Source organism: Schnuerera sp. (assembly GCF_035459645.1).
GTDB lineage: Bacteria > Bacillota > Clostridia > Tissierellales > Tepidimicrobiaceae > Schnuerera.
The window spans coordinates 1-2,699 of the sequence record NZ_DATHXO010000399.1; the positions used below are offsets into that span (position 1 = coordinate 1).

The window sequence follows — 2,699 nt, forward strand, 5'->3', positions numbered from 1 at the left end:
TTTACATTCTTTATGGTTTTATCGTATTCCGTCATAGTTATAAAAAAGGTATTTACCTTTTTTTCTCTTCCAAAACCATCAAAATTCTCATCAACAATAGCCCTAGTTATTTGCCTTGCTCTATCTGGTCTGAAATTGAAAAATATAATGGAATCTCCATTGTCAATGGTCCCAATAGGTTCTTCCTTATCAATTATTATAGTAGGAATTATAAACTCATCATTTATACCTTCCTTATAAGATTTGTCTACTGCTTCTATAGGGCAAATATCCTTTTTGCCTTTTCCTAATACCATAGCGTCATAGGCTAACTTAGTTCTTTCCCATCTTTTATCTCTATCCATGGCATAATACCTTCCAGATACAGTAGCAATTTTTCCAACACCTATTTGTTCTATTTTAGATTGAAGCTCTTTTATATGCTGTTTCCCTATAGTAGGAGGTACATCCCTACCATCTAAAAAAGCATGAATATATACATCATTAAAATCTTCCTTAGCACATAATTCTAATAGAGCATATAGATGAGTGTTGTGGCTATGGACTCCTCCATCTGATACTAGTCCCATAATATGAAGATTTGAATTGTTTTTCTTTGCATTGTCTATAGCTTTTAAAAACTCTTCTTTTTTATAAAAGTCTCCGTTTTCAATGGATTTTGTTATTTTGGTTAATTCTTGATAAATTATCCTACCAGAACCAATGTTTAAATGTCCTACTTCTGAATTACCCATCTGTCCTTCAGGTAACCCTACAGCTAAACCACTAGCTTCTAATCTTGTATTTGGATACTTATTTATCAAGCTATCAAAGTTTGGAGTATTTGCCAAATGTACTGCATTTCCTTCATATCCTTTGCCAATACCCCATCCATCTAATACTATTAACATTACCGGGTTCTTAGTCATATCTATATCCTCCATCTAAAAATTTACCAATTTCACAAAATCTTCTGCCACTAAACTAGCACCGCCTACCAACGCTCCATCTATTTCTTTTTTTGACATTAATTCTTTTATAGTATTTGGCTTAACACTTCCACCATATTGAATTCTTATACTTAATTTTGTATCTTTATCATACTTTTCTCCAACAGTTTTCCTTATAAATCCACACATATGATTAGCATCATCTGAAGATGCAGTCTTGCCTGTTCCTATAGCCCAAATAGGTTCATAAGCAATTACCATATCTTTAACATCATCTTTATCAACACCTTCTAAAGCCTTCAAAACTTGTTCTTTTACAACAGTTTCTTCTTCACCATTTTCTCGTTCTTCCAATGTTTCCCCTACACAGAGTATAGGTTTTATATTGTATTTTAAAGCTGATTTAATTTTTTTATTTACACTTTCATCTGTTTCATTGAAATACTGTCTTCTTTCTGAATGACCAATTATACAATAATCTACTCCAATCTCTTTTAACATCAATGGAGACACTTCACCAGTATATGCCCCTTTGTTTTCCCAATGCATATTCTGTGCTGCTAATTTAATGTCTGTTCCTTCTAATACTTTTTTAACTTCACTTAAATTAGTAAAAGGTACAGCTACAACTTTTTCTACTTCTTCATTTAGCTTGTTTTTTTTAATTCCATCAATTAATCTTAGAGATTCAGAGATAGTATTGTTCATCTTCCAGTTCCCAGCAATTATTGGTACTCGCATTTTTTTACCTCCTTATTTATCGTCAATAGCACCAATTCCAGGCAATATTTTACCTTCTAAAAATTCTAAAGAAGCTCCACCACCTGTTGAAATGTGAGTCATTTTATCTGCATAACCTGCTTTTTCTACAGCTGAGGCGCTATCTCCACCGCCTATTATTGTAATGCCCTTTGATTCCGCCATTGCCTTTGCTATGGCATCAGTTCCTTTTTTAAAGTTTCCCATTTCGAATACTCCCATTGGTCCATTCCAAACCACAGTCTTCGCATCCTTAATTTCCTTTGCAAATTGTTTAATAGTTTCTACTCCTATATCCATACCCATCATATCTTCAGGAATATTATCTATTTTAACCGTATTGAATTCTGTATCATTTTTAAATTCTTTTGCTACTACTACATCTACTGGTAACAATAAATTTACATTTTTTTCTACTGCTTTTTTAAGTAAATCATTGGCTAAATTTACTTTATCTTCTTCTAATATAGAGTTTCCTATTTCATAACCTTGTGCTTTTAAAAATGTATAAGCCATGCCTCCACCAATTAATATGGAATCTACTTTATTGAGTAAGTTTTCTATTACTCCAATTTTGTCTGATACTTTTGCACCACCTAATATAGCCACAAAAGGTCTTTGTGGATTTTCCAATGCTTCACCCATTACAGATATTTCTTTTTGTACTAAATAACCAACGGCTGAAGGCAATTCATTTGAAATACCTACATTTGAAGTATGTGCTCTATGAGATGTACCAAAAGCATCATTTATATAAATATCTCCAAGAGAAGCTAGTTCTTTAGCAAAACTCTCTTCATTTTTCTTTTCTTCTTTTCTAAATCTTGTATTTTCTAATAATACTATATCTCTATTATTCATATTGGAAACAATTTGTTTCATTGTTTAATATAAATAACAATTTTTCCAAGAGGTGATACTATGTTAGAGAAAAAGACATTGGAAGATTTACAAGTAGAAGGGAAAAGAGTATTAGTTAGATGTGACTTTAATGTGCCTATGGATGAAAAT

At 31.9% G+C, this 2,699-nt stretch carries 3 protein-coding genes and 1 pseudogene; 1 reads left to right on the forward strand and 3 read right to left on the reverse strand.

Going from position 1 to position 2,699, the window contains the following annotated elements; all coding sequences use genetic code 11:
• The 3 genes and pseudogenes from gpmI to VK998_RS09445 form a co-directional block, all read right to left on the reverse strand.
• A partial coding sequence (gene gpmI, locus VK998_RS09435; protein WP_325227881.1) for a 2,3-bisphosphoglycerate-independent phosphoglycerate mutase occupies window positions 1-908 on the reverse strand: 908 nt, incomplete at its 3' end.
• Window positions 909-923: 15 nt separating this feature from the next.
• Window positions 924-1,670 carry a triose-phosphate isomerase gene (tpiA, locus tag VK998_RS09440; RefSeq protein ID WP_325227882.1) on the reverse strand — a complete coding sequence of 249 codons (747 nt, stop codon included), beginning with the start codon at window positions 1,668-1,670 and terminating at the stop codon, window positions 924-926.
• A gap of 12 nt (window positions 1,671-1,682) precedes the next feature.
• Window positions 1,683-2,540 (reverse strand): annotated as a pseudogene (locus tag VK998_RS09445) (phosphoglycerate kinase); the annotation flags it as partial.
• Between the two features lie 69 nt (window positions 2,541-2,609).
• Here VK998_RS09445 and pgk point away from each other — a divergent pair.
• A partial coding sequence (gene pgk / locus VK998_RS09450; protein WP_325226543.1) for a phosphoglycerate kinase occupies window positions 2,610-2,699 on the forward strand: 90 nt, incomplete at its 3' end.

Excerpts from the sequence above, each read along its gene's own strand:
- tpiA (WP_325227882.1), bottom strand. The coding sequence starts at position 1,670 with ATGCGAGTACCAATAATTGCTGGGAACTGGAAGATGAACAATACTATC.